Annotated in this window: 17 protein-coding genes, 1 tRNA gene and 1 pseudogene; 4 read left to right on the top strand and 15 right to left on the bottom strand. The window is 71.0% G+C overall.

The genetic code is table 11. From position 1 onward, the window contains the following. Nucleotides 1–50 precede the first annotated feature (50 nt). Both KVA01_RS13165 and KVA01_RS06735 read right to left on the bottom strand, forming a co-directional pair. Nucleotides 51–170, bottom strand: a pseudogene (locus tag KVA01_RS13165) (aminotransferase class I/II-fold pyridoxal phosphate-dependent enzyme); the annotation flags it as partial. A 487-nt stretch (nt 171–657) separates the two neighbouring features. Next, nucleotides 658–1,131: a hypothetical protein gene (locus tag KVA01_RS06735; protein WP_068467044.1), complete on the bottom strand. Its 474-nt coding sequence runs from the start codon at nt 1,129–1,131 to the stop codon at nt 658–660. 237 nt (nt 1,132–1,368) lie between these two features. Here KVA01_RS06735 and KVA01_RS06730 point away from each other — a divergent pair, with 237 nt between their 5' ends. Next, complete coding sequence (locus tag KVA01_RS06730) at nt 1,369–2,136, top strand: alpha/beta hydrolase (protein ID WP_141269468.1); 768 nt, start codon at nt 1,369–1,371, stop codon at nt 2,134–2,136. Between the two features lie 44 nt (nt 2,137–2,180). Here KVA01_RS06730 and KVA01_RS06725 read toward each other — a convergent pair whose 3' ends face one another. The 13 genes from KVA01_RS06725 to KVA01_RS06665 all read right to left on the bottom strand — a co-directional run bounded on the left by KVA01_RS06725 (nt 2,181) and on the right by KVA01_RS06665 (nt 17,937). Continuing rightward, on the bottom strand, nt 2,181–3,872 hold the full coding sequence (locus KVA01_RS06725; RefSeq protein WP_141269466.1) for an alpha-keto acid decarboxylase family protein: 1,692 nt from the start codon (nt 3,870–3,872) through the stop codon (nt 2,181–2,183). 247 nt (nt 3,873–4,119) lie between these two features. Next, nucleotides 4,120–4,193 (bottom strand) — tRNA-Pro (locus KVA01_RS06720). 217 nt (nt 4,194–4,410) lie between these two features. Beyond that, complete coding sequence (der, locus tag KVA01_RS06715) at nt 4,411–5,955, bottom strand: ribosome biogenesis GTPase Der (protein WP_068467039.1); 1,545 nt, start codon at nt 5,953–5,955, stop codon at nt 4,411–4,413. Further along, a complete protein-coding gene (cmk, locus tag KVA01_RS06710; protein WP_068467036.1) occupies nt 5,942–6,703 on the bottom strand; it encodes a (d)CMP kinase in 762 nt (253 codons plus the stop codon). The genes der and cmk overlap by 14 nt, the downstream gene beginning before the upstream one ends. Next, a complete protein-coding gene (locus KVA01_RS06705; RefSeq protein WP_068467035.1) occupies nt 6,703–7,821 on the bottom strand; it encodes a prephenate dehydrogenase in 1,119 nt (372 codons plus the stop codon). The genes cmk and KVA01_RS06705 overlap by 1 nt, the downstream gene beginning before the upstream one ends. Further along, on the bottom strand, nt 7,818–8,906 hold the full coding sequence (locus KVA01_RS06700; protein WP_068467032.1) for a pseudouridine synthase: 1,089 nt from the start codon (nt 8,904–8,906) through the stop codon (nt 7,818–7,820). Before KVA01_RS06700 ends, KVA01_RS06705 begins: the two co-directional genes overlap by 4 nt. 6 nt (nt 8,907–8,912) lie before the next feature. Next, nucleotides 8,913–9,521, bottom strand: coding sequence for an SMC-Scp complex subunit ScpB (scpB, locus tag KVA01_RS06695; protein WP_371858570.1), 609 nt, complete (start codon nt 9,519–9,521; stop codon nt 8,913–8,915). Between the two features lie 138 nt (nt 9,522–9,659). Beyond that, the gene (locus KVA01_RS06690) at nt 9,660–10,589 is read right to left on the bottom strand and encodes a segregation and condensation protein A (RefSeq protein WP_068467027.1); all 930 of its coding nucleotides are present in this window, start codon (nt 10,587–10,589) and stop codon (nt 9,660–9,662) included. 22 nt (nt 10,590–10,611) lie between these two features. Continuing rightward, complete coding sequence (locus tag KVA01_RS06685; RefSeq protein WP_068467025.1) at nt 10,612–11,505, bottom strand: ParA family protein; 894 nt, start codon at nt 11,503–11,505, stop codon at nt 10,612–10,614. Nucleotides 11,506–11,627: 122 nt separating this feature from the next. Then, nucleotides 11,628–13,022 carry a DUF2339 domain-containing protein gene (locus tag KVA01_RS06680; RefSeq protein ID WP_141269462.1) on the bottom strand — a complete coding sequence of 465 codons (1,395 nt, stop codon included), beginning with the start codon at nt 13,020–13,022 and terminating at the stop codon, nt 11,628–11,630. Continuing rightward, on the bottom strand, nt 13,022–14,074 hold the full coding sequence (locus KVA01_RS06675) for a glycosyltransferase (RefSeq protein ID WP_082810171.1): 1,053 nt from the start codon (nt 14,072–14,074) through the stop codon (nt 13,022–13,024). Before KVA01_RS06675 ends, KVA01_RS06680 begins: the two co-directional genes overlap by 1 nt. Nucleotides 14,075–14,356: 282 nt before the next feature. Beyond that, nucleotides 14,357–15,808 (bottom strand): cation:dicarboxylate symporter family transporter, encoded by a 1,452-nt coding sequence (locus KVA01_RS06670; protein WP_141269460.1) that lies wholly within the window; start codon nt 15,806–15,808, stop codon nt 14,357–14,359. Between the two features lie 209 nt (nt 15,809–16,017). Continuing rightward, the gene (locus tag KVA01_RS06665; protein ID WP_068467018.1) at nt 16,018–17,937 is read right to left on the bottom strand and encodes a propionyl-CoA synthetase; all 1,920 of its coding nucleotides are present in this window, start codon (nt 17,935–17,937) and stop codon (nt 16,018–16,020) included. Between the two features lie 182 nt (nt 17,938–18,119). On the opposite strand from KVA01_RS06665, the gene KVA01_RS06660 reads away from it, so the two are divergent. The 3 genes from KVA01_RS06660 to prpB are packed head-to-tail and all read left to right on the top strand — an operon-like array spanning nt 18,120 to nt 21,285. Then, nucleotides 18,120–18,788 carry a GntR family transcriptional regulator gene (locus tag KVA01_RS06660; protein ID WP_141269458.1) on the top strand — a complete coding sequence of 223 codons (669 nt, stop codon included), beginning with the start codon at nt 18,120–18,122 and terminating at the stop codon, nt 18,786–18,788. Between the two features lie 50 nt (nt 18,789–18,838). Next, nucleotides 18,839–20,371 (top strand): MmgE/PrpD family protein, encoded by a 1,533-nt coding sequence (locus KVA01_RS06655; RefSeq protein WP_141269456.1) that lies wholly within the window; start codon nt 18,839–18,841, stop codon nt 20,369–20,371. 2 nt (nt 20,372–20,373) lie between these two features. Then, complete coding sequence (gene prpB, locus KVA01_RS06650; protein ID WP_141269454.1) at nt 20,374–21,285, top strand: methylisocitrate lyase; 912 nt, start codon at nt 20,374–20,376, stop codon at nt 21,283–21,285. The last annotated feature ends 48 nt before the right edge of the window (nt 21,286–21,333 follow it).

Genomic DNA, 21,333 nt, shown 5'->3' with positions numbered 1-21,333 from the left:
GTGAACTCCACGCCGTGGTGCGTCAGGGGCGCGTGGATCTCGTCGCTCACCACGTGCGCGCCGTGCTGCGCCACGATCCGCGCGAGCTCGGCCAGGTCCTCGCGGGAATGCACGAGTCCCAGCGGGTTGTGCGGGTTGCAGAGTAGGACCGCGCGCGCCCCGGCGGCCAGGGCGGCGTCGATCCCCGCGAGGTCCAGACGGTAGGGTCACGCCGTCGTCCTGCAGCGGCACCTCCACCGGGTGCCCGCCGGCCTCCGCGACCAGCGCGTAGAACGGGGCGTAGACGGGCGGGGTCAGCACCACGCCGTCACCCGGGCGGATCAAACGGCGCAACGACTCCACGATCACCACGGTGACGTCCGTGGTGTACACGATCCGCTCCGGGTCGGGGCTCCAGCCCCACCGCGACGCCGCGAACTGCGCCCAGGCGCGCGCCGCACCGCGGTCCCCGGTGGCCGCGTAGCCGGTGTCGTTGTTGGCGACCGCCGCCTCCAGCGCCGTCTTCACCCCGGGTGGCGTGGGAAAGTCCATCTCCGCGATGAACATGGGCAGCACGTCGTCCGCGTAGCTGCGCCACTGGGTGCTCGTGCGGCGGCGCAAGGAGGGCATCTGGTCGGCGGTGGTCATGGGGTCCTTCCGAAGGGTGCGCGCCGGGCGTCAGGACTGGGTGAGCTTCCCGGCCTGTGCGAGCCGCAGCCGCTCCAGCGTCCTCTCCTGCTCCAGGGCGCGCGCGTGCAGCTCCCGGAGCATGTCCGGGTCCAGCCTGTCGTCCGCGACCTCCATGAGCAAGCGCCAGCCCAGGCCCTTTGCATGCACTGCGGCCACCAGCGCCTCCAGCTCCTCGATGTCGGACAGCGGGGAGCGCCGGTTCAGGCGTTCGTTCGGCTTCAGCCGCGCCGCCTTCTCCGCGACCTTGGCGGGCAGGTCCTTGAGCGGGGCGGGCTTCGCATCCACTGCGGCCATGATCCGTTCCAGCGCCGCCTGGTCCTGCTCGACCTCCTGGGCCAGCCGCCCCACCTCCTCGCGGACCGTCTCGTCCCCGTGGAGGTCTGCCACGCGGTGGAAGGCGTCCACTCCCGCGGTCGCTCCCGCGTGGTGGTCCTGCAGGTAGGTGGTGATCACACTGGTCATGGCTCTGCCTCTTCCCGGAAGTGCGGCTGTCGGTGGTCCCAGCCAAGCACCTCGCGCGGACGCCGACCACACCCGTGCGGGTACCTGCCCCGGGAGACGACGCCGCCGGGCCTGTCTCCCGGGGCGTGAGAGGGCGGCCACGACGGCGTCGCGCGCGCCTGCAGACCTGCACGCCATACTGGAGGTGCCACCGCGCCCGCTGCGCGGCGGACCGCTGCCGGACGATCTGGGGGGATCATGTCACCGGAAACCTTCATCGACTTCACCGCGCCCAACGGGCTGAGCTCCTGGTACCACCTGTGGCCCACCGGCACGGCGGGGTTCCTGTACTACTTCGACGGCGACTACTGGGACCTGGACGACACCTCGATCAACTGGCCCGAGGAGGGGGACCTCGCCCGGCTGGCCATTGCCGCGCAGGCCCGGAACCTCATGTTCGTGGCCGTGAACACGCCGGATGAGGACGGCTCGGGGGACGGCTACACGTGGTGGGAGGACTGCAAGGCCAACGGCAAGTACTTCCGGGCGCTGCACGAGCAGCTGGTGGCGGAGCACCCCGAGGTGGACGCCTCCCATATCTGGCTCGTGGGCTACAGCGGCGGCGCGGAGTTCATCACCTACGAGCTGCTCGACCGCGGCATCCGCGGCATGACGCACGGCGGCGCCGTGATTATCGGGGGCGGCGGGGCGAACGCGCCCGTGGCGCGGAAGAAGAAGGCCCGCCCGTGCATCGGCGGCACGGCCATGCACTGGTGGGTGGGCGAGAAGGACGTGGACGGGGCCACCAATCCCCCGGAGTGGAGCGCGCTGGGCGCGGCCGAGGAGGGCGTGGCCGCCTACCGGGAGGCGGGCTTCGACACGCGGCTCCACGTCCTGCCGGGCGTGGACCACTCCGAGTACGACGCCGTGGCGTGCCTGTCCCACGCGCTGCCTGCGGTCTCCCCCGCCGCGGACCTCCGCTCCCGCCTCGCGGACGGCTGGCTGCAGCTCACGAAGGACACCTGAGACGCCCCCGGCCGCCACGCGGTGCTCTTGTCCTCGCGCCGCACTCAGGCGTTGCGCGGGCCCCGGGGTCCGTAGTCGAAGTCCGCGGTCATGGGCCCGAACGCCTTGAGCCCCGCGGGGGCGTCCTCGGGATCGAGGTGCAGCTCGAGGAACGCGCCCGCGGACGAGTTCTCGATCTGCGCCAGGGCGTCCTCCAGCTCCCCCTCCGTGCTCGCGGAGTGGGAGACCATGCTGGTCCCCGGGTGGAACACGCCCGGAAGCTTGCCGTAGTCCCAGTTCGCGATGTCGTTGTAGGCCGAGCGCATGCCCAGGATCCACCGCTCGATGGTGTACCCGCGGTTGTTGACCAGCACGATGATCGGCGCGAGGTCCTCACGCAGGATCGTCGAGAGCTCCTGCGCGGTCAGCTGGAACGAGCCGTCGCCGATGAACAGCAGGTGACGCCGTGAGGGGGCCGCCAGCTGGCTGCCGAGCAGGGCGGGGAGGGTGAACCCGATGGATCCCCAGATCCCCGAGTTGACGTACTTGACCCCCGAGGGCAGGCGCTGGGGGCCCAGACCGATGTTGGACGTCCCCGCCTCGGTGATGACGACGTCGCCCTCGCGGACGAAGCCCGCCATGCGGGGCCACAGCCGCTTCTGGGTGAGTGCGGCCCCGGGGGCGACCTCCCACTCGGGGGTGTCCTCCGCGGGCTGGGCCGGAGTGGCCTGCTCGGCCGCGGTGCCCTGGGTTGCGGGGAGCGTCTCCAGCAGGGCGTCGAGCAGCTCCTGCACCGTGATCCCGATGTAGTCCTCACCGTGGATGCTCACGTGCTGGTCACCGAGGTCCACGACGGCCTCGGACGGGAGCTTGTGGGTGAAGGACCCCGAGTTCGCCTCGATGAACCGGGGCGTGGTGGTCAGGAGCAGGTCCGTGTTCTCCACCTTCGAGCGCACGTCCGGCGCAGAACCGGCACCGTTGTACGTTCCCAGGAACAGCGGGCTCTGCTCGTCCAGGATCGCCTTGCCGGAGCTCAGCTGCGCGTACGGGGTCTGCGTCTTCTCGGCGAGCTTCTGGAGGGACTCCGCGAATCCGTGGCGGTCCGCATCCAGGTCCACGAGCAGCACCGGGGACTTCGCCTGCGCGAACAGCTCTGCAATGCGCTCCACCGCGGAGGCCAGGCGTTCCGGGTCGCTGGAGGGCCACGCGGTGTTCAGCGGCTCCTGCGGGGCCTCGATCGTGAGGTGGGTGATGTCGGAGGGGACCTGGATGTGGACGGGGCGCTTCTCGCGCAGTGCCGTGTGCAGGGCGCGGTCGATCTCCTCCACGGCGTTGTGGGGCGTGATGCGCACCGCCGCGACGGTGATCTGGCCGACACTGCTGAGGATGTTCTCGAAGTTCCCGTCACCCATGGAGTGGTGCAGGTCGTAGCGCGCCTCGGTGGCGTAGAGCGGCGGAGCGCCCGCGATCGAGACCATGGGCACGTGCTCGGCGGCCGCGCCGGCAATGCCGTTCAGCGCGCTCAGCTCCCCCACGCCGTAGGTGGTCAGCAGCGCACCGAGACCCCGGGACCGGGCGTACCCGTCAGCCGCGTAGGCGGCATTGAGCTCGTTGCAGGTACCGACGAAGCGGATGCCCTCCCGCGCGTCGATCTGCTCGATGAGGTTGAGGTTGAAGTCACCGGGCACGCCGATGATCTCGGTGATGCCGGCGTCCTGGAGCCGCGACAGGAGGAAGTCGCCGATGGCGATGCGCATGAGGGGCCTTTCGGGTGGATGGGGCGAGCGGTTCCGACCGCGGTGCGGTGCGTCGGGGTGGCACGGGACTGCAACCAGTCCGGGCCAGACCCTTCACGACCGATCGTACGGCTCGGGCGAGCCCAGCGCGCCCCCTCACGCCCGGCGGCTCCGCGGTCCCTCGACCGAGGCGTGACACCGCCCCGTGCCCGGGCACGAAAAAAGCGGCCCCGTCCGGTGTTTCCACCGGTCGGAACCGCTTTCTCGGTCGGGATGACAGGATTTGAACCTGCGACCCCTTGACCCCCAGTCAAGTGCGCTACCAAGCTGCGCCACATCCCGCGACCGTGTTCGGCGCTGGCGGACCAGCGCCGAACACCAGGGAAACACTACCCCACACCGGCCGGATTTTCACATCGTCGCGGACCCGTCCGGCCAGGAACCGGAGCGGGGCCACAGCCGGGGCGCCGCGGCGTCGTCGTCCCCCACTGATGCCCGGCAGCGCAACGGGCCGCCCCCAGGAATCCCGGAAGCGGCCCGTCAGCGGCGCGGCGGAGACTCAGCGCTTGCGCTGGCGCTTCTCGCGCACGCGCATGGTGACCTCCAGCGGGGTGCCCTCGAAGCCGAAGGTCTCCCGCAGGCGGCGCTGGATGAACCGGCGGTAGCCGGGGTCCAGGAAGCCGGTGGTGAACAGCACGAACTTGGGCGGGCGCGAGGAGACCTGCGTGCCGAAGAGGATGCGGGGCTGCTTGCCGCCGCGCACCGGGTGCGGGTGGGCCGCGACGATCTCGCCTAGGAACGCGTTGAGGCGTCCCGTGGGGATGCGGCGGTCCCACGAGTCCAGCGCGGTGTGCAGCGCCGGCACGAGCTTGTCCTTGTGCCACCCGGTCTTCGCGGAGAGGTTCACCCGCGGCGCCCAGGAGACGTGGGAGAGGTCGCGCTCGATCTCGCGCTCCAGGTAGAAGCGGCGCTCGTCGTCCAGGGTGTCCCACTTGTTGAACGCGAGCACCAGGGCGCGCCCGGAGTCCACGGCCATCTGCAGGATACGGACGTCCTGCTCGGAGAGCACCTCGTCCACGGCGAGCAGCACCACGGCCACCTCCGCGCGCTCCAGCGCGGTCTGGGTGCGCAAGGACGCGTAGAAGTCCGCGCCCTGCTGCAGGTGCACGCGGCGGCGGATGCCGGCGGTGTCGATGAACCGCCAGGGCTCGCCGCCCAGCATCACGATCTCGTCCACGGGATCGCGCGTGGTGCCCGCGGTCTCGTCCACGACCACGCGGTCCGAGCCCGCCAGCTTGTTCAGCAGCGAGGACTTGCCCACGTTGGGCCGCCCGATCAGGGCGACGCGGCGGGGCCCGCCCTCGAGCTCGGCCTCGGCCACCTCGGAAAACTCGGGCAGCGCCTTCACGAGGGCGTCCAGCGCGTCGCCGGAGCCCTTGCCGTGCAGCGCGGAGACGGGGAACGGCTCGCCCATGCCCAGGGACCACAGGGCGGTCGCGTCGAGCTCGAGCTGCGGCGAGTCCGCCTTGTTGGCCACCACGATGATCGGCTTCTTCACGCGGCGCAGCATGTTCACCACGGCCTCGTCCGTGGCGGTCACGCCCACGGTCACGTCCAGCACGAGCAGCACGGCGTCCGCGTTGTCCACGGCCAGCTCGGCCTGGTCCGCCACGCGCTTGTGGATGCCCTTGGCGTCCTGCTCCCAGCCGCCGGTGTCCACCAGGGTGAAGTTCTTGCCGTTCCACTCCGCCTTGTAGGACACGCGGTCGCGGGTCACGCCCGGGGTGTCCTCCACCACGGCCTCACGGCGGCCGATCACGCGGTTGACCAGGGTGGACTTGCCCACGTTGGGGCGGCCCACCACGGCCACGACCGGGTCCGGACGGCGCGCGTCACGGTCGTCGTCGCCGTCGATCCAGTCCGCGAGAAGTGCTGCGTCCTCGTCGTCCAGCTCGTAGTCCGCGAGTCCCTCGCGCAGGGCCTGGGCCCGCGCCTCGGCCTCGGTGTCGTCGATGGCCGCGAGGCGCTCCGAGATGTCCTCGTTGCCTCCGCCCAGCACCGACTGCTCGTAGGGGTCCACCGTGGGCTCGTCAGATGCGCTCATGGTCGCCTCCTTCCTCGGTGCCCTCGGCACCCGTCTTCTCGGGGACCGCTGCGGTCCCGTCGTATGTCGTGTCCGTGGCGCGGATGACCAGGTCGATCACGCCCTGCACGGTCTGTTCCATGGTCAGTTCGGAGGAGTCCAGCAGCTGGACGCCGTCCTGCGCACTCGTGAAGTTCACCACGGTGGAGTCCTTCGCGTCACGGCCCACCACCTGCGCCTCCAGGTTCGACGACGCCGCAGCGCCCAGCTGCTTGCCCCGGCGTGCCAGCCGCGCGGCCTCCGAGGCGGTCAGCAGGATCCGCACGTCCGCGTCCGGGGCCACCACGGTGGTGATGTCCCGGCCCTCCGCGACGATCCTGTAGCCGCTGTCCCGGATCACGTCCTGCTGCATGCGCACCAGCACCTCGCGGGCCGGGACCGTGGTGGAGACGGCGGAGACGTTCTCGGTCACGAGATCCCCGCGGATCGCGGCGCGGACGTCCTCGCCCGCGACCGTGATCTGCTCCTGGTCCGGGTCCGTGCCCATCTCCAGGGGAACCTCGCGCGTGGCACGCACGACCGCGTCCGCGTCCGCGAGGTCCACCCCGGACTCCAGGCACCACCACGTCACGGCGCGGTACATCGCACCGGTGTCCAGGTAGGCGAGCCCGAAGCGGCGGGCCACCTCCTTGGAGACGGAGGACTTCCCGGACCCGGAGGGCCCGTCGATCGCGATCACCAGTCGTGCGCCGGTGTCCCGAGCGTTCATCACTGCACCACCTTCCAGCCGCGTGCCTGCAGCTCGTCCACGAGATCCGCGTAGCGGTTCGGTTCCACGGAGACCGTCACCAGGCCCACGGGCTGGCCGGGCGAGTGCTCCAGTCGCATGTCCTCCAGGTTGACCCCGATCTCACCGATCTCGGTGAGCAGCCGGGCGATCGTCCCGGGGGTGTCGTCCACGGCCACCGTGAAGGTGGAGAACGCCTTGGGCGCCCCGCCGTGCTTGCCGGGGATGCGGGCCTGTCCCGCGTTGCCCTCGGCCATCAGCTGCGCGATGTCCAGCCGCGCGCCGTCGGCCTCCGGGTGCTCCAGCGTGGCGATCAGCCGGTCCAGGTCCTTGCGGACCTCGTGGAGCGAGCGCACCACCGGCTGCGCGTTGGCGGAGAGGATCTGGACCCACAGTCCGGGGTCCGAGCCTGCGATCCGCGTGGTGTCCCGCAGCCCCTGCCCGGCGAGCGACAGGTGGTGTAGCGGGGTGTCCTGGAGCCGGGAGGCCAGCAGCGAGGACATCACCTGCGGCACGTGGGAGATCAGGGCGACCGTCTCGTCGTGCTCCTGCGGCTCCATCATCGTGAGGGTCGCCCCGAGGTCCACGGCCAGGTTCTTGGCCACGGAGATCGCCCGCGCGCCCGCCTCCGGCCCCGGGCACACGACCCACGGCATGGAGGTGAACAGCTCGCCGCGCGCGGCCACCGGCCCGGACTTCTCCCGACCGGCCATGGGGTGGGTCCCCACGTACCGGGTGAGGTCCGCGCCCGCGGCCCGCACGCCGTCGAGGATCGGTGCCTTGACGGAGGCGATGTCCAGCACGACCGCGCGGGGGTGCTCCGCCAGGGCCTGCACCGTGAGCTCCACGACCACGTCCGGTGGGGCGGCGACCACCACGAGCTCGGGCTCGGGCAGCTGCTCCCCCGCGGCTTGCAGGGCGCGCACGGAGCGGCCCGCACCGATGTCCTGGGCCACGGCCTCCGTGGTGGGCGAGGAGTCGCGCACGTACACGTCCAGACCCAGGTGGCGCAGCCCCAGGCCGACGCTCGCACCGAGCAGCCCGGAGCCGATCACCAGCACCGGGCCGGTGCTGGTGGCGATGGCAGGAACCACGCTCACATCCCCACGGACGCGAGGAGGTTGCCCACCTCGGTGTGCGAGAGCTTGCGGACGGTGCCCTGCTTCTGGTCGCCGATCGCAATGGGTCCCACGTGGGTGCGCGCGAGCTTCTCCACGGGGTGGTCCACGGCGTCGAACATGCGGCGCACGATCCGGTTGCGCCCGGTGTGCAGGACGACCTCGATCAGCACGTGGCCCGGGGTGGAGTCCACCAGGCGGAACTCGTCCACCTTCGCCACGCCGTCCTCCAGGCGGATGCCCTCCTTCATCTGCTTGCCGATGCCCTTCTCCACGGGCCCGTGGACCTGCACCATGTAGCGCTTGGGCACCTCGTAGGAGGGGTGGGTCAGGCGGTTGGTGAGCTCGCCGTCGTTCGTGAGCAGCAGCAGGCCTTCGGTCTCCACGTCCAGGCGGCCCACGTGGAACACGCGCTCGTGCTTGCGGGGGTCCAGGTAGTCGCTCACGCAGCGGCGGCCGTCCGGGTCCTCCATGGTGGAGACCACGCCGGCGGGCTTGTTGAACGCGTAGTAGACGAGCTTCTCGTCCGTCTGGATGCGCATGCCGTCCACGTGCACCGCCTGCAGGGCCGGGTCCACGCGCACGCCGAGCTCGGTGACGATCTGGCCGTCCACGCTCACACGGCCGTCCTGGATCATCTCCTCGCACACGCGGCGGCTCGCCACGCCGGCCTGCGCCATGAGCTTCTGCAGCCGCACTCCGTTCTCGTCGTGCACCTCCAGGCGGTCCACGGGCGGGTTCTTGGGACGACGACGCCGGTGCGGGCCGTGCTCCTTGATCGCCGCCGCGCGGCGCTCGTACTTGTCCACGCCCGCGAACGCGCGGGGCTTCTGGGGGCCCTTCTGCCCCGCAGCGGCCTTGGGCTTGCTCTTCACAGGTCCCTTGCCGCGCCCGGCGGCGGGCCCCTTCGCGGAGCCGCGGGCTCCGGCGGCGTCGCCGGAACGGGGGCCCGAGCCCTTGCCGGGACCGGAGCGGAACCCGCCCTTGGGTCCGCCCTTGGAGCCCTTGCCGCGTCCCTGCGGGCCGCGGGCGCCGCCGCCGCGGGCGGAGTTGCCGTGTGATGCCATGTCTGATCAGTCCTCTACGTCGTCAAGTTGGTCGGTTCCGGGCAGCAGCGGTGCGATGTCCGGGAGCTCGTCCAGCGAGCCGAGACCGAGTTTTTCCAGGAAAAGGGGGGTGATGGAGTACAGGACGGAGCCCGAGGCCTCCTCGCGCTCGTAGGCCGTGAGCAGACCGCGCTGCACGAGGGTGCGCACCACACCGTCCACGTTCACGCCGCGGATCGCCGAGACGCGGGAACGGGAGACCGGCTGCAGGTAGGCCACCACCGCCAGCGTCTCCAGGGCCGCCTGGGAGAGCCGAGAGCTGTTGCCCTCCACCACGAAGTCCGTGACGAGCTGCGCGTAGTCGCTGCGGGAGTAGATACGCCAGCCCCCGGCCACCTCGCGCAGCTCGAAGCCCCGGACGCGGGGAGTCGTCGGGGCGTGGGAGCCCCGGTCCGCGTGCGAGACCGACCCTCCATCATAGTCGGGATCCGCGTGCTGCGGTGCGGCGGTGCCGGTGTTCCCGGTCACGCCGTCGTAGTCCGCCTTGAGGTGCTCCAGCGCGCTGCGCACGCGGTGCGAGGGCTCACCGGTGACCCGCGCGAACTCCTCGACGCTCACGGGGGCCGCCGCGACCATGAGCACGGCCTCCAGGGCTGCGTGCAGGTCCTCGGTTATGGGGGTGCGCCCCACGCTCTCGGCGGGGGCCGCGGGGTCCGTGTGTGCCACGGCGCCATCATCTCCTTCGGTACGGTTCACACCGATCCTGTGCGGGGTTCAGTCTCCCAGGTTTTCGTCCGCGGTGCTGGCCGACGAGGCCGCTGGCTCCCCCGCGGTCTCCTCGCCGGCGGTCTGGGCGCCGGTCGTCCTGGCCCCCGTGTACTCGCTGCTCAGGGCCTCCGCCGTCCACTCGGCGGGCCCGTCCCAGCGCACGAGCAGCGGGCCGAGCGTCTCCTCCTGGTGCAGGCGCACCACGCGGTCCCGGTACATCTCCAGCAGGGCGAGGAAGCGCACCACGATCACGAGCGTGGACTCCGCGTCCGCGATCAGCGAGTGGAACGTGTGGTCCGCGCCGTCCCGCAGGGCCTCGGCGAGCACCTCGGCCTCGTCCGCGACCCGCACCTGCGCGCCGTGGAGGTGGGCGACGTCGACCTCGTCCGGGACGTGGCGCTCCGGGTCCAGCGCGGCGACCGCGAGCTGCGCGAGCTGGTCCGGGGTGAGCGTCCACGTGAGCGGGGGCAGCGCGGTGGTCACGGCGGGGTCCAGGTCCACCTGGCGCGGGATCCGCACGGACTCGGCCGCGAAGCGCACGTTGAGCTGGCCCGCGACCTCCTTGAACGCCTTGTACTGCAGCAGCCGGGCGAAGAGCAGGTCGCGGGCCTCGAGCAGCTCGACGTCGTACTCGTCCTCCACCTCGCCGCGCGGCAGCAGCCGGGCCGCCTTGAGGTCCAGCAGCGTGGCGGCGACCACCAGGAACTCGCTCGCCTCGTCCAGTGCCTTGGGCGAGGCACTGTCCTGCAGCGCGCGCACGTACTGGATGAACTCGTCCGTGACCACGGAGAGGGACACCTGGGTGATGTCCATCTCGTGCTTGGCGATCAGCGAGAGCAGGACGTCGAAGGGCCCCTGGAAGTTCTCCAGGGCCACGGTGAAGCCGCTGTCCTTCTCCGTCTCGGCCGCCGTGGCGAGCTCGGTACTCGTGCTCACCGGGGCGCACGCCCCGCCGGGGTCACGGTGCGCCGCCGCGCGAGATCAGCTCACGCGCAAGCTGGCGGTAGGACTCCGCCCCGGGGTGGTTCGTGGCGAAGTTCAGGATGGGCTCCGCGGCCACGGTGGCGTCCGGGAACTTCACGGTGCGCTTGATGACGGTGTCGAAGACCTTGTCCCCGAACGCGTCCACGATCCGGGCGATCACCTCGCGCGAGTGCAGCGTGCGCGAGTCGAACATGGTGGCCAGGACGCCGTCGATCTGCAGCTTGGGGTTGATCCGGTCCTGCACCTTGGAGATCGAGTCCACCAGCAGGGCCACGGCGCGCAGCGCGAAGAACTCGCAGATCAGCGGGATGATCACGCCGTGCGAGGCCGTGAGCGCGTTGACCGTGAGCAGGCCGAGCGAGGGCTGGCAGTCGATGAGGATCACGTCGTAGTAGTCCTCGACCTTGCGCAGCGCCGAGGCGAGCACCTGCTCGCGTGCGACCTCGTTGACCAGCTGCACCTCAGCGGCCGAGAGGTCGATGTTGGCGGGCAGCAGGTCCACGTTCTCCACGTGCGTCTGCTGCACCACGTCCCACACGTCCACGGAGCGGTCCATCATCACGTTGTAGATGGTCAGGTCCAGCTCGTGCGGGTTGGAGCCGAAGCCCGCGGACAGCGCGCCCTGCGGGTCGAAGTCCACTAGCAGCACCTTGCGGCCGAGCTCCGCGAGCGCCGCACCGAGGTTGATCGTGGAGGTCGTCTTGCCGACCCCGCCCTTCTGGTTGACCATCGCAATGATGCGCGCGGGGCCGTGCTCGGTGAGCTCGGGGGGATCCGGGAAGGTCCGCAGGGGGCGACCGGTGGGGCCGACGGCGTCGGACACCGCGGCCTCGGTCTGCGCGGGCCTCTCTTCATGGGCGTTGCTCACGAGCGACAGCCTTCCTTCCTGGGCGTCAGTACGGGTCTCACCGCCCTACCCTACCGCCGACGTGCTGCGACGCCGATCCCGGCCTGCGCGGACACCCACCCCTCGGGGCGGGCGTCCGGGTGTCAGACGGCCGGTTCGCGGACGGGTGCGCGGTCGTCGTCGTGCTCGGAGTCCGGCACCTGCTCGCGACGGGTGCGCGCGCCGACGGAGGCGTCGCGGGACTCGCGGTCCGACCGTGGACGTGCGGCGGCCAGCAGGCACGCCGCCGTGACCACGGCGAGCGCGGTGGGCACGCCGCGGTTCACGAAGAACGCGTGGATCTGCGAGTGGTTGCTCACCACGGTGTACCAGAACGGGACGACGGCGGCGGGCAGGCTCAGCACGAGCGCGACGGCCCAGCGGCGGAACCCGCCGCGTCGCCAGGCGAGGAGCAGACCGACCAGCGCGGCGACCGCGCACCCGAGCAGCACCAGGTGGGACGTGGGGATGTGACCCCACCAGTAGTCGACGTTGCGCGTGACCCCCGCGCCGAAGGCGTTGGAGACGCCCTTCCAGTCCCCAGAGGTGCGGAAGCCCACGTTCTCCTTGACCATGGCGACCGTGCGGTCGAGGCCCAGGAAGGCGGCCCCGAAGGCCCACCGGGAGACCCACGTGAACGCGAAGGCGGCGCCCCACGCCACGGTACCCAGCACGCCCCACAGCGCGGCGGTCCCGAGCCGGCGCGTCCGGTACCAGGTGGCCGCGGCGAGCGTGAACCCGGACATCGCCCACGGGATCGCCGGGGTGGTCAGCAGGTCCACGTAGCAGAACAGCCCTGCGCCCACGATCGCCCCCAGCAGGCCGAGGTACCGGCTGCGCCCGGCGCCCACCGCGGTCAGGATGACCGAGAGGAAGATGAAGGCGATGGAGATCGACTGGCTGAAGGACGTGGAGGGCGTGGAGAGCATGTTCGTGCCGAGGACGAACGGCAGGAGGAGTCCCAAGGACACCGCCGTGTTGGTCCGGGCCCGCACCGCGAGCAGCGCCCCGAAGAGGCACGCGATCATGAGCGCACCGGAGGCGATCCGCAGCCCGTCCATGCCCGCGACCGCGAGCACGGGCCGCGTGAAGACGGTGTAGCCCGCCCAGTACTTGTAGTAATCGAAGTTGAAGACCTTGCCGGCGGCCACCGCCTTGATGTCCTCGGCGCCGCCGTCGCAGTTGCCGATCCGGGGCATGCGCGCGGCCCGACTGCGCGCCGACTCCTCCGGATCGGCGCCGAGTCCGGTCCCCACGACCACGCACTCCGTGAACGTGTCGGACGGGGTGCCCATGCGGTCCGGGATGGCGCTGGGACCGTAGGTTCCCTCCTTGACCGCGGTCATGAGGTTGTCCACGATCGGCTTGTCGGGCACGGTCTGACCCACCACGAGCAGTCCCATGAGGACGAACTGGAGCGCCACGAGGACACCCAGGGCTCGGAGGCCCTTGCGGAACCAGAGCAGACGCGTCCGGGACTTCACTGCCGTCGATGCCATCACAGGCCTGCTTCCCGGGGTGCGTGGTGCTGGAGGTGGTCGCCGCGCTCGGCAGAAGACCCACCCGTGGCCGGTGCGGGGTCCTCCCCCACGCGGGTGGTCGCGGACGGCAGCGGTTGGAACGGCGGGGCCGCCAGGCGCAGGTAGAACAACCGGGACGCCTCGCGCCGGGAGACGACGAGCCCGTTGAGCAGGACGCCCAGGACCAGGAAGACCCCGGCCATGATCATCAGCGCGGCGGCGAGCAGCGCAGTGGGCAGCCGCGGCACCAGGCCGGTCTGCACGAAGTCCCACACCACCGGCAGGCCCAGGACCAGGGCCACGAGACCGAGCGCGGCGGTGAGCAGGCCGTTGACGAGCAGCGGGCGTTCGAGGAACAGCAGCTGCGAGAGGATGCGGAGGATCCGGAAGCCGTCGTGGTAGGTCCGCAGCTTGCTCTCGGTGCCCTCCGCTCGGTCGCGGAACCCCACGGGCACCTCCACCTGCGGCACGCGGGCGTTGACGGCGTGGATCGTCAGCTCGGTTTCGATCTCGAACTCCCGGGACAGCGCCGGGAAGGACTTCACGAAGCGCCGCGAGAAGACCCGGTAGCCGCTGAGCATGTCCGTGACCTCACGGCGGAACGCGAAGCTCACCATGCGGTTGAACGCACGGTTGCCGGACTCGTGCCCGGCCCGGTAGGCGGTCGAGGAGATCTGCTGGCGCACCCCCAGCACGTGGTCGTAGGGACCGGAGAGGAGCGTGTCGATCATCGCGGGGGCATCGGCGATGTCATAGGTGTCGTCCCCGTCCACCAGCAGGTAGACGTCCGCGTCGAGGTCCGCGAAGGCCCGTCGCACCACGTTGCCCTTGCCCTTCTCGGTCTCGGTCCGCACGTGGGCACCCGCCTCCCGGGCGACCTCGGCGGTGCGGTCCGTGGAGCAGTTGTCGTAGACGTAGACCTCTGCGTGGGGAAGGTGGTGGCGCAGGTCGGCGAGGACCTTGCCCACGGCGGCCTCCTCGTTATGGCACGGCACGATGGCCACCACGGAGGGGCTGCGAAAATTGTTCACGGAGGATCCTGTCGGTTCTTAGGGGGACGAACGCACGTGGGGTTCAGTGTAGGAGAACTCCCAGGAATGCCGCGTCACAGCTGTTTCTTTTCGCAACTTCCACGGCGCTCCGGCTGCCTCCCCCATCCCGGGCCCGAGCTCCCCATGCCGTCGCCCCGTCCTCTCCACGGTGCCCAGCGGCCCGGTCCTGACCCGTCGCCACCTCCGGACCCCCGACGACGAACGCCCACCCCGCGGGCGCGGGGTGGGCGTTGGAGGAGGACACGCTCCAGGTGGGCCGGGCTACCGGTCCGCGGGCGACGTCGTCGTGCCGTCGCCCTGCGCGGTGCCCGACGACCACGCCGCGGCGCCCGCACCGCTGGAGGCACCGTCGGCCCCGACCGCCACGTGCGGGTCCACGGCCAGGCTGGCCTCGTCGAAGGGCTCCGCACCCGAGAGCACACGCTTCACGCGGTCCCTGTCGACCTCCTTGACCCACGTGCCGAGCACGAGCGTGGCCACGGCGTTGCCGGAGAAGTTGGTCAGGGCGCGGGCCTCGGACATGAAACGGTCGATGCCCACGATCAGGTCCACGCCGTTGAGCAGGTCCGGCCGGTGGGACTGCAGCCCGGCCGCCAGGGTGGCGATGCCGGCGCCGGTGACGCCCGCCGCACCCTTCGAGGCGATGATCATGAACACGAGCAGCGCGATCTGCTCCCCCAGCGCCATGGGCTTGCCCATCGCGTCCGCGATGAACAGCGCGCCCATGGTCAGGTAGATCGCGGTGCCGTCCAGGTTGAACGAGTAGCCGGTGGGCACCACGATGCCCACGACCGGCTTGGACACGCCCAGGTGCTCCATCTTGGCGATCAGGCGCGGCAGGGCGGCCTCGGAGGACGAGGTGGAGAAGATCAGCAGGTACTCGCGGGCCAGGTACTTCATGAGCTTGAAGATGCTCACGCCGGAGACGACCTTGAGGATCAGCCCGAGCACCACCACCACGAACAGGATGCAGGTGACGTAGAAGGCGACCATCAGCCCCAGCAGGGAGAACACGGCCTTCATGCCCGTGGCACCGACGACGGCGGCGATGGCACCGAACGCACCGATCGGGGCGAGCCACATGATCATGGACAGCAGCTTGAACACGACTGCCTGCAGGTAGCCCACGGCCTTGAGCACGGGTGCCCCGCCCGGGCCCATGGCTTGCAGCGCGAAGCCCACGAGCAGCGCGATCAGCAGCGTCTGCAGGATCTGCCCGGACGTCAGCGCGGAGAACAGTGTGGTGGGGATGATGCCGAGTACGAACCCGGTCAGTCCACCCTCCCCGCCTTCGGAAGCCCCGGAGTTCAGGGAGGAGGAGTCGAAGTGCGCGTTCGCCAGGCCCAGGCCCTCGCCCGGCTGCACGATGTTGCCCACCAGCAGACCGATGGCCAGGGCGAACGTGGACATCACGATGAAGTACAGCAGCGCCAGGCCGCCCACCTTGCCCACCGTGGCGGCCTTCGCGACCGATCCCACGCCAAGCACGATGGTGCAGAAGATCACCGGCGCGATGATCATCTTGATCAGTGCCACGAATCCCGTGCCGAGGGGCTTGAGCGCGACACCGACCGTGGGGAACAGCAGACCCACCACGATGCCCAGCACCACCGCGGCGATCACGGCGATGTAGAGGTAGTGGGTGCGGTCCCGCTTCTTGCGGCGGGGTGGCTGGGCGTCGCGCGGATCGCGCGCGACCGGTTGGCTTGTCATGGTGGCTCCTGGTGCCTCGGGATGGATCGTGGTGTGTCCGACGGGCGGGGCCGCGCGCCGGGGTGCGGGCGCGGGCGCGTCACGCCCGTCACAGACATGACGGGGCTCACCCTATCGGCGGGAGCCGCCCGCGGTGCGGAGGATCACGGCCACGGCGCCACTGTTTCAAGGGATGCCGACGCGTGGATCGCGGGTCACGGCCGCGGGGCTCACCGTTTCGGGGCGAGCACCGCGTGCAGCGCCTCCAGCACGGAGTGGTCCTCGATGGTGGAGGGCACCACGTACTGCTCGCCGTCGGCCATCTGGCGCATGGTCTTGCGCAGGATCTTGCCGGAGCGTGTCTTGGGCAGGGCCTCGACCACGGAGACGTCCTTGAAGTCCGCCACGGGACCGATCTGCGAGCGCACCATGGTCACGAGGTCCTCCCGCAGCTGCTCCTGCGTGACCTGCGAGCCGGTCTTGAGCACCACGTAGCCGGAGGGGCGCTGGCCCTTGAGGGGGTCGTTGACGCCGATCACCGCGCACTCGGCGACCTCAGGGTGGGTGGCCACGATCTGCTCCATCTGCCCCGTGGAGAGCCGGTGGCCGGAGACGTTGATGACGTCGTCGGTGCGGCCCATCACGAACACGTAGCCGTTCTCGTCGATGTACCCGGAGTCGCCGGTGGCGTAGTAGCCGGGGAACGCGGAGAGGTAGGAGGAGACGAAGCGCTCGTCGTTGCCCCACAGGGTGGCCAGGGTGCCGGGCGGCAGGGGCAGCCGCACCGCGATGTTGCCCTCCTCCCCGGGACCCAGGGGCTCGCCGATGGGGTCGAGGATCTCCACGTGGAACCCGGGCACCGGCACGGTGGGCGAGCCGGCCACGATGGGCAGCTTCTCGATGCCGAAGGGGTTGGCGCAGATGGCCCACCCCGTCTCGGTCTGCCACCAGTGGTCCACCACGGGGACACCGAGCACCCGGGCCGCCCAGTGGTAGGTCTCGGGGTCGAGCCGCTCCCCCGCCACGAACAGGGCCTGCAGGGAGGATGTGTCGTACCGGGCCACGAACTCACCCTCGGGATCCGCCTTCCGGATGGCCCGCAGCGCCGTGGGGGCGGTGAAGAGCACCTTCACGCCGTGCTCCTCCACGCGCTTCCAGAAGGCCCCGGCATCCGGGGTCCCCACGGGCTTGCCCTCGTAGACCACGGTGGTGGCCCCGGCCAGCAGCGGCCCGTAGACGATGTACGAGTGGCCCACGACCCAGCCGACGTCCGACGCCGTCCACATCACGTCCCCACCGGCGACGTCGTAGATGTTGCGCATGGACCACGTCAGCGCCACCGCGTGGCCGCCGTTGTCGCGCACCACGCCCTTGGGCTTCCCCGTGGTCCCGGACGTGTAGAGGATGTAGAGCGGGTCGGTGGCCTTCACGGTCACGGGCTCCGCCGGCTCCACGTCGTTCTGCGCCTCGGCCCAGGACAGCCACGAGGGACCCCCGGCGGCCCCGACGCGCTCGCGGGCGTCGGCGACGCTCGTGGTGAAGCCCTCGCGCTCGTGGACGAGCACCGCCGACGGCGCGTGGTCGCTGAGCTGCAGCGCCTCCTCGATCGCGGGCAGGTACTCGATCCGCCGCTTGGGCTCGACTCCCCCGGACGCGGTGACGATCGCGACCGGCTGGGAGTCGTCGATCCGGCTCGCGAGCTCCTTGGGCGCGAAGCCCCCGAACACCACGGAGTGCACCGCTCCGAGCCGCGCGCACGCGAGCATCGCGATCACGGACTCCGCGATCATCGGCATGTAGAGCAGGACCCGGTCCCCCTTGCGGACCCCCTGCGCAGCGAGCGCCCCCGCGAAGCGCGCGACGCGTTCCTGCAGCTGGGCGTAGCTGATGTGCTCCTGCACGCCCAGCACCGCGGAGTCGTAGATCAGGGCCGTGCGCTGCCCGTGACCTGCCGCCACGTGGCGGTCGACGGCGTTGACGCACGTGTTCAGCTCGCCGTCGGGGAACCACCGGTACAGGGGTGCGGCGGAGCCGTCGAGGGCGCGCGTGGGCGGGGTGACCCAGTCCACGGCCCCGGCGGCGTCGAGCCAGAACCGCTCCGGGTCCTCCACGCTCGCGCGGTAGACGGATTCGTAGGTGCTCTGCGACATGGCGTCCTCCGGAGGATGTGCCGTGGTGGGGTGGGTGTGGTGCCAGCGTAGTGTTGGGGGTCACACCGGGCAAGGGTTGTGTATACACAGACCGGATATTTCATCGCCAACCACCACGCGGCACTTGGCCCGCACCGCACGGATGTATACAGTGAGGGTGGTTGCCCACGTCAGGAGGAGTCATGCGAGCAGGTGAGCGCGCGTACCGCGAGCTGCGGGCGGACATCGTCTCCTGGCGGCTGCGGCCCGGGCAGGTCCTCGGCGAGGTGGACCTCTCAGAACGCCTCGGGATCTCCCGCACCCCGGTGCGCGAGGCCCTCTCCCGGCTCACCGCGGACGGGCTGACCGAGCCGCACGCCGGGCGCGGCGTCGTCGTCAGTGCCATCTCCGCGGACGACGTCCGCGCGCTGTACGAGCTGCGGGACACCCTGGACTGCCGCGCCGCCGAGCTCGCCGCGCAGCGCGGCGAGCCACAGACCTTCCGCGCGCTCGCCGAGGAGCTCTCCCACGCGGCGGAGGCGCTCTCCGACGACCCCGACCACCCCGCCTACTACGAGCTCGTGGACCGCATGGACGCGGAGATCGACCGTGCCGCCGGCAACCCGTACCTGCGCCAGGCGCTCGCGGGCGTGCGGCTGCACCTCGCCCGCGTGCGACGGCTGTCCACCTCGAACCCCCGGCGCCTGGCCGTGGCCGCCGCGGAGCACGAGGCCATCGCCCGCGCGATCGCCGACCAGGACCCCGCGCTCGCCGTCGCCACGACCCGCGTGCACCTGAAGAACGCGCTCGGCAACGCCCTGCGCACCCCCGAACTCGCCCCACTGGCCCCCGCGAGCCCCGTGGCCTCCTGACCCGGACCGGCACCCGCCGGCCCCAGCCCACCTCACCGAAAGGAACACCCGTGACCGTCACCCACACCGTGCGCACGTACTCGTCCCAGGAGGAGCTGCCCCGCGAGGAGCAGCTCGCCCACAAGCTGGCCGCCGTGGCCACGGACCCCGTGGCCGTGGAGCCCGAGGTCGTGGAGATGGTGATCAACCGGATCATCGACAACGCCTCCGTGGCCATCGCGTCCCTGAACCGCGGCCCCATCGTCTCGGCGCGCTCGCAGGCCCTGTGCCACACCGTGGTCCCGGACGGCGGCTTCACCGGCCGCGGTGCCCTGCTCTACGGCGCGCCCCAGGACGACGCCGCGGTCTCGCCCGAGTGGGCGGCGTGGGCCAACGGCGTGGCCGTGCGCGAGCTCGACTACCACGACACCTTCCTCGCCGCCGAGTACTCGCACCCCGGGGACAACATCCCGCCGGTGCTCGCCGTGGCCCAGCACGTGGGCAGCACCGGCGAGGACCTGATCCGCGGCATCGCCACCGGCTACGAGATCCAGGTGGACCTCGTGAAGGGGATCTGCCTGCACGAGCACAAGATCGACCACATCGCGCACATCGGACCCTCCGCGGCGGCGGGCATCGGCACCCTGCTGGGCCTGGACACCGAGACGATCTTCCAGGCCATCGGCCAGGCGCTGCACACGACCACCCAGACCCGTCAGTCCCGCAAGGGCGAGATCTCCACGTGGAAGGCCCACGCCCCCGCGTTCGCCGGGAAGATGGCCGTGGAGGCGGTGGACCGTGCCATGCGCGGGCAGACCTCCCCGACCCCCATCTACGAGGGCGAGGACGGCGTGATCGCGTGGCTGCTCTCCGGTCCCCAGGCCCGCTACGAGGTGCCCCTGCCGGCCCCCGGCGAGCCCAAGCGCGCCATCCTGGACACGTACACCAAGGAGCACTCCGCGGAGTACCAGGCACAGGCGTGGATCGACCTCGCCCGCAAGCTGCACCGTGAGCGCCCCGAGCTCGCGGATCCGGCCAACGTCGAGTCGGTGCTCATCAAGACCTCGCACCACACGCACTACGTGATCGGCTCCGGGGCCAACGACCCCCAGAAGTACGACCCCACGGCGTCGCGCGAGACCCTGGACCACTCGATCCCCTACATCTTCACCGTGGCCCTGCAGGACGGCGCATGGCACCACGTGGACTCCTACGCCCCGGAACGCGCGTCCCGCCCGGACACCGTGGCCCTGTGGCACAAGGTCACCACGCAGGAGGACCCCGAGTGGACCCGCCGCTACCACTCGCTGGACATCGCCGAGAAGGCGTTCGGCGGCTCCGTGGAGATCACGCTCGCGGACGGCTCCGTGATCACGGACCAGATCGCGGTCGCGGACGCGCACCCGCTCGGTGCCCGCCCGTTCGCCCGCGAGCAGTACATCGCCAAGTTCCGCACCCTGGCCGAGGGGCTCGTGGCCCCCGAGGAGATCGAGCGCTTCCTGGACACCGTGCAGCGGCTGCCGGCGCTCGGCGCCGGTGAGCTGGGACAGCTGAACATCGCCGCGGCCGTGCGGCTGGAGAACTCGCCGAAGGGAATCTTCTGATCATGCTGTACTCCACCGTCACCCCCGCCCAGAAGCGCGAGCGGTTCCGCGAGCTGCTGGCCGCGCCGGAGATCGCGCAGTTCCCCGGGGCGTTCACCCCGCTGTCCACGAAGCTCATCCAGGAGCAGGGCTTCGAGGGCGTCTACATCTCCGGAGGTGTCCTCGCCAACGAGCTGGGTCTGCCGGACATCGGGCTGACCACGCTCACGGAGGTCGCCACCCGCGCCGGTCAGATCGCCCGCAGCACGGACCTGCCGTGCCTCGTGGACGCGGACACCGGCTTCGGCGAGCCCATGAACGTGGCCCGCACCGTCCAGGAGCTCGAGGACGCCGGACTGGCCGGCTGCCACATCGAGGACCAGTTCAACCCCAAGCGCTGCGGGCACCTGGACGGCAAGAACGTGGTGGACACTGCCACCGCCACTCAGCGCATCCTCGCCGCGGTCGCGGCCCGCCGGGACCCGAACTTCGTGGTCATGGCGCGCACGGACATCCGCGGCGTCGACGGTTTCGACGCCGCGGTGGACCGCGCGAAGGCCCTGGCCGACGCCGGTGCAGACGTGATCTTCCCGGAGGCCATGGCGGACCTCTCGGAGTTCGAGCGCATGGCCTCCGCCCTGGACGTCCCGATCCTCGCCAACATGACGGAGTTCGGGAAGTCCGCGCTGTTCACCACGCGCCAGCTGCAGGACGCCGGCGTGTCCATGGTGATCTACCCGGTGTCCCTGGAGCGCCAGGCCATGGGCGCCATCGAGCGCCTGCTCACGACCATCCGCGAGGACGGCACCCAGCAGGCCCAGGTGGAGGCCATGCTCACCCGCAAACGCCTGTACGAACTCGTGGACTACACCGGGTACAACCAGTTCGACTCCGGGGTCTTCAACTTCGAGGTGCCGGGCACGCCGGAGTCCTGACACCAGGCCCCGCTCCACCCTGTGCGGTGGGGCGGGCCCCCGTTCTTT

This window comes from Kocuria varians (genome assembly GCF_006539885.1).
Taxonomy (GTDB): domain Bacteria; phylum Actinomycetota; class Actinomycetes; order Actinomycetales; family Micrococcaceae; genus Kocuria; species Kocuria varians.
This window is presented reverse-complemented; position numbering and strand designations above follow the sequence as displayed.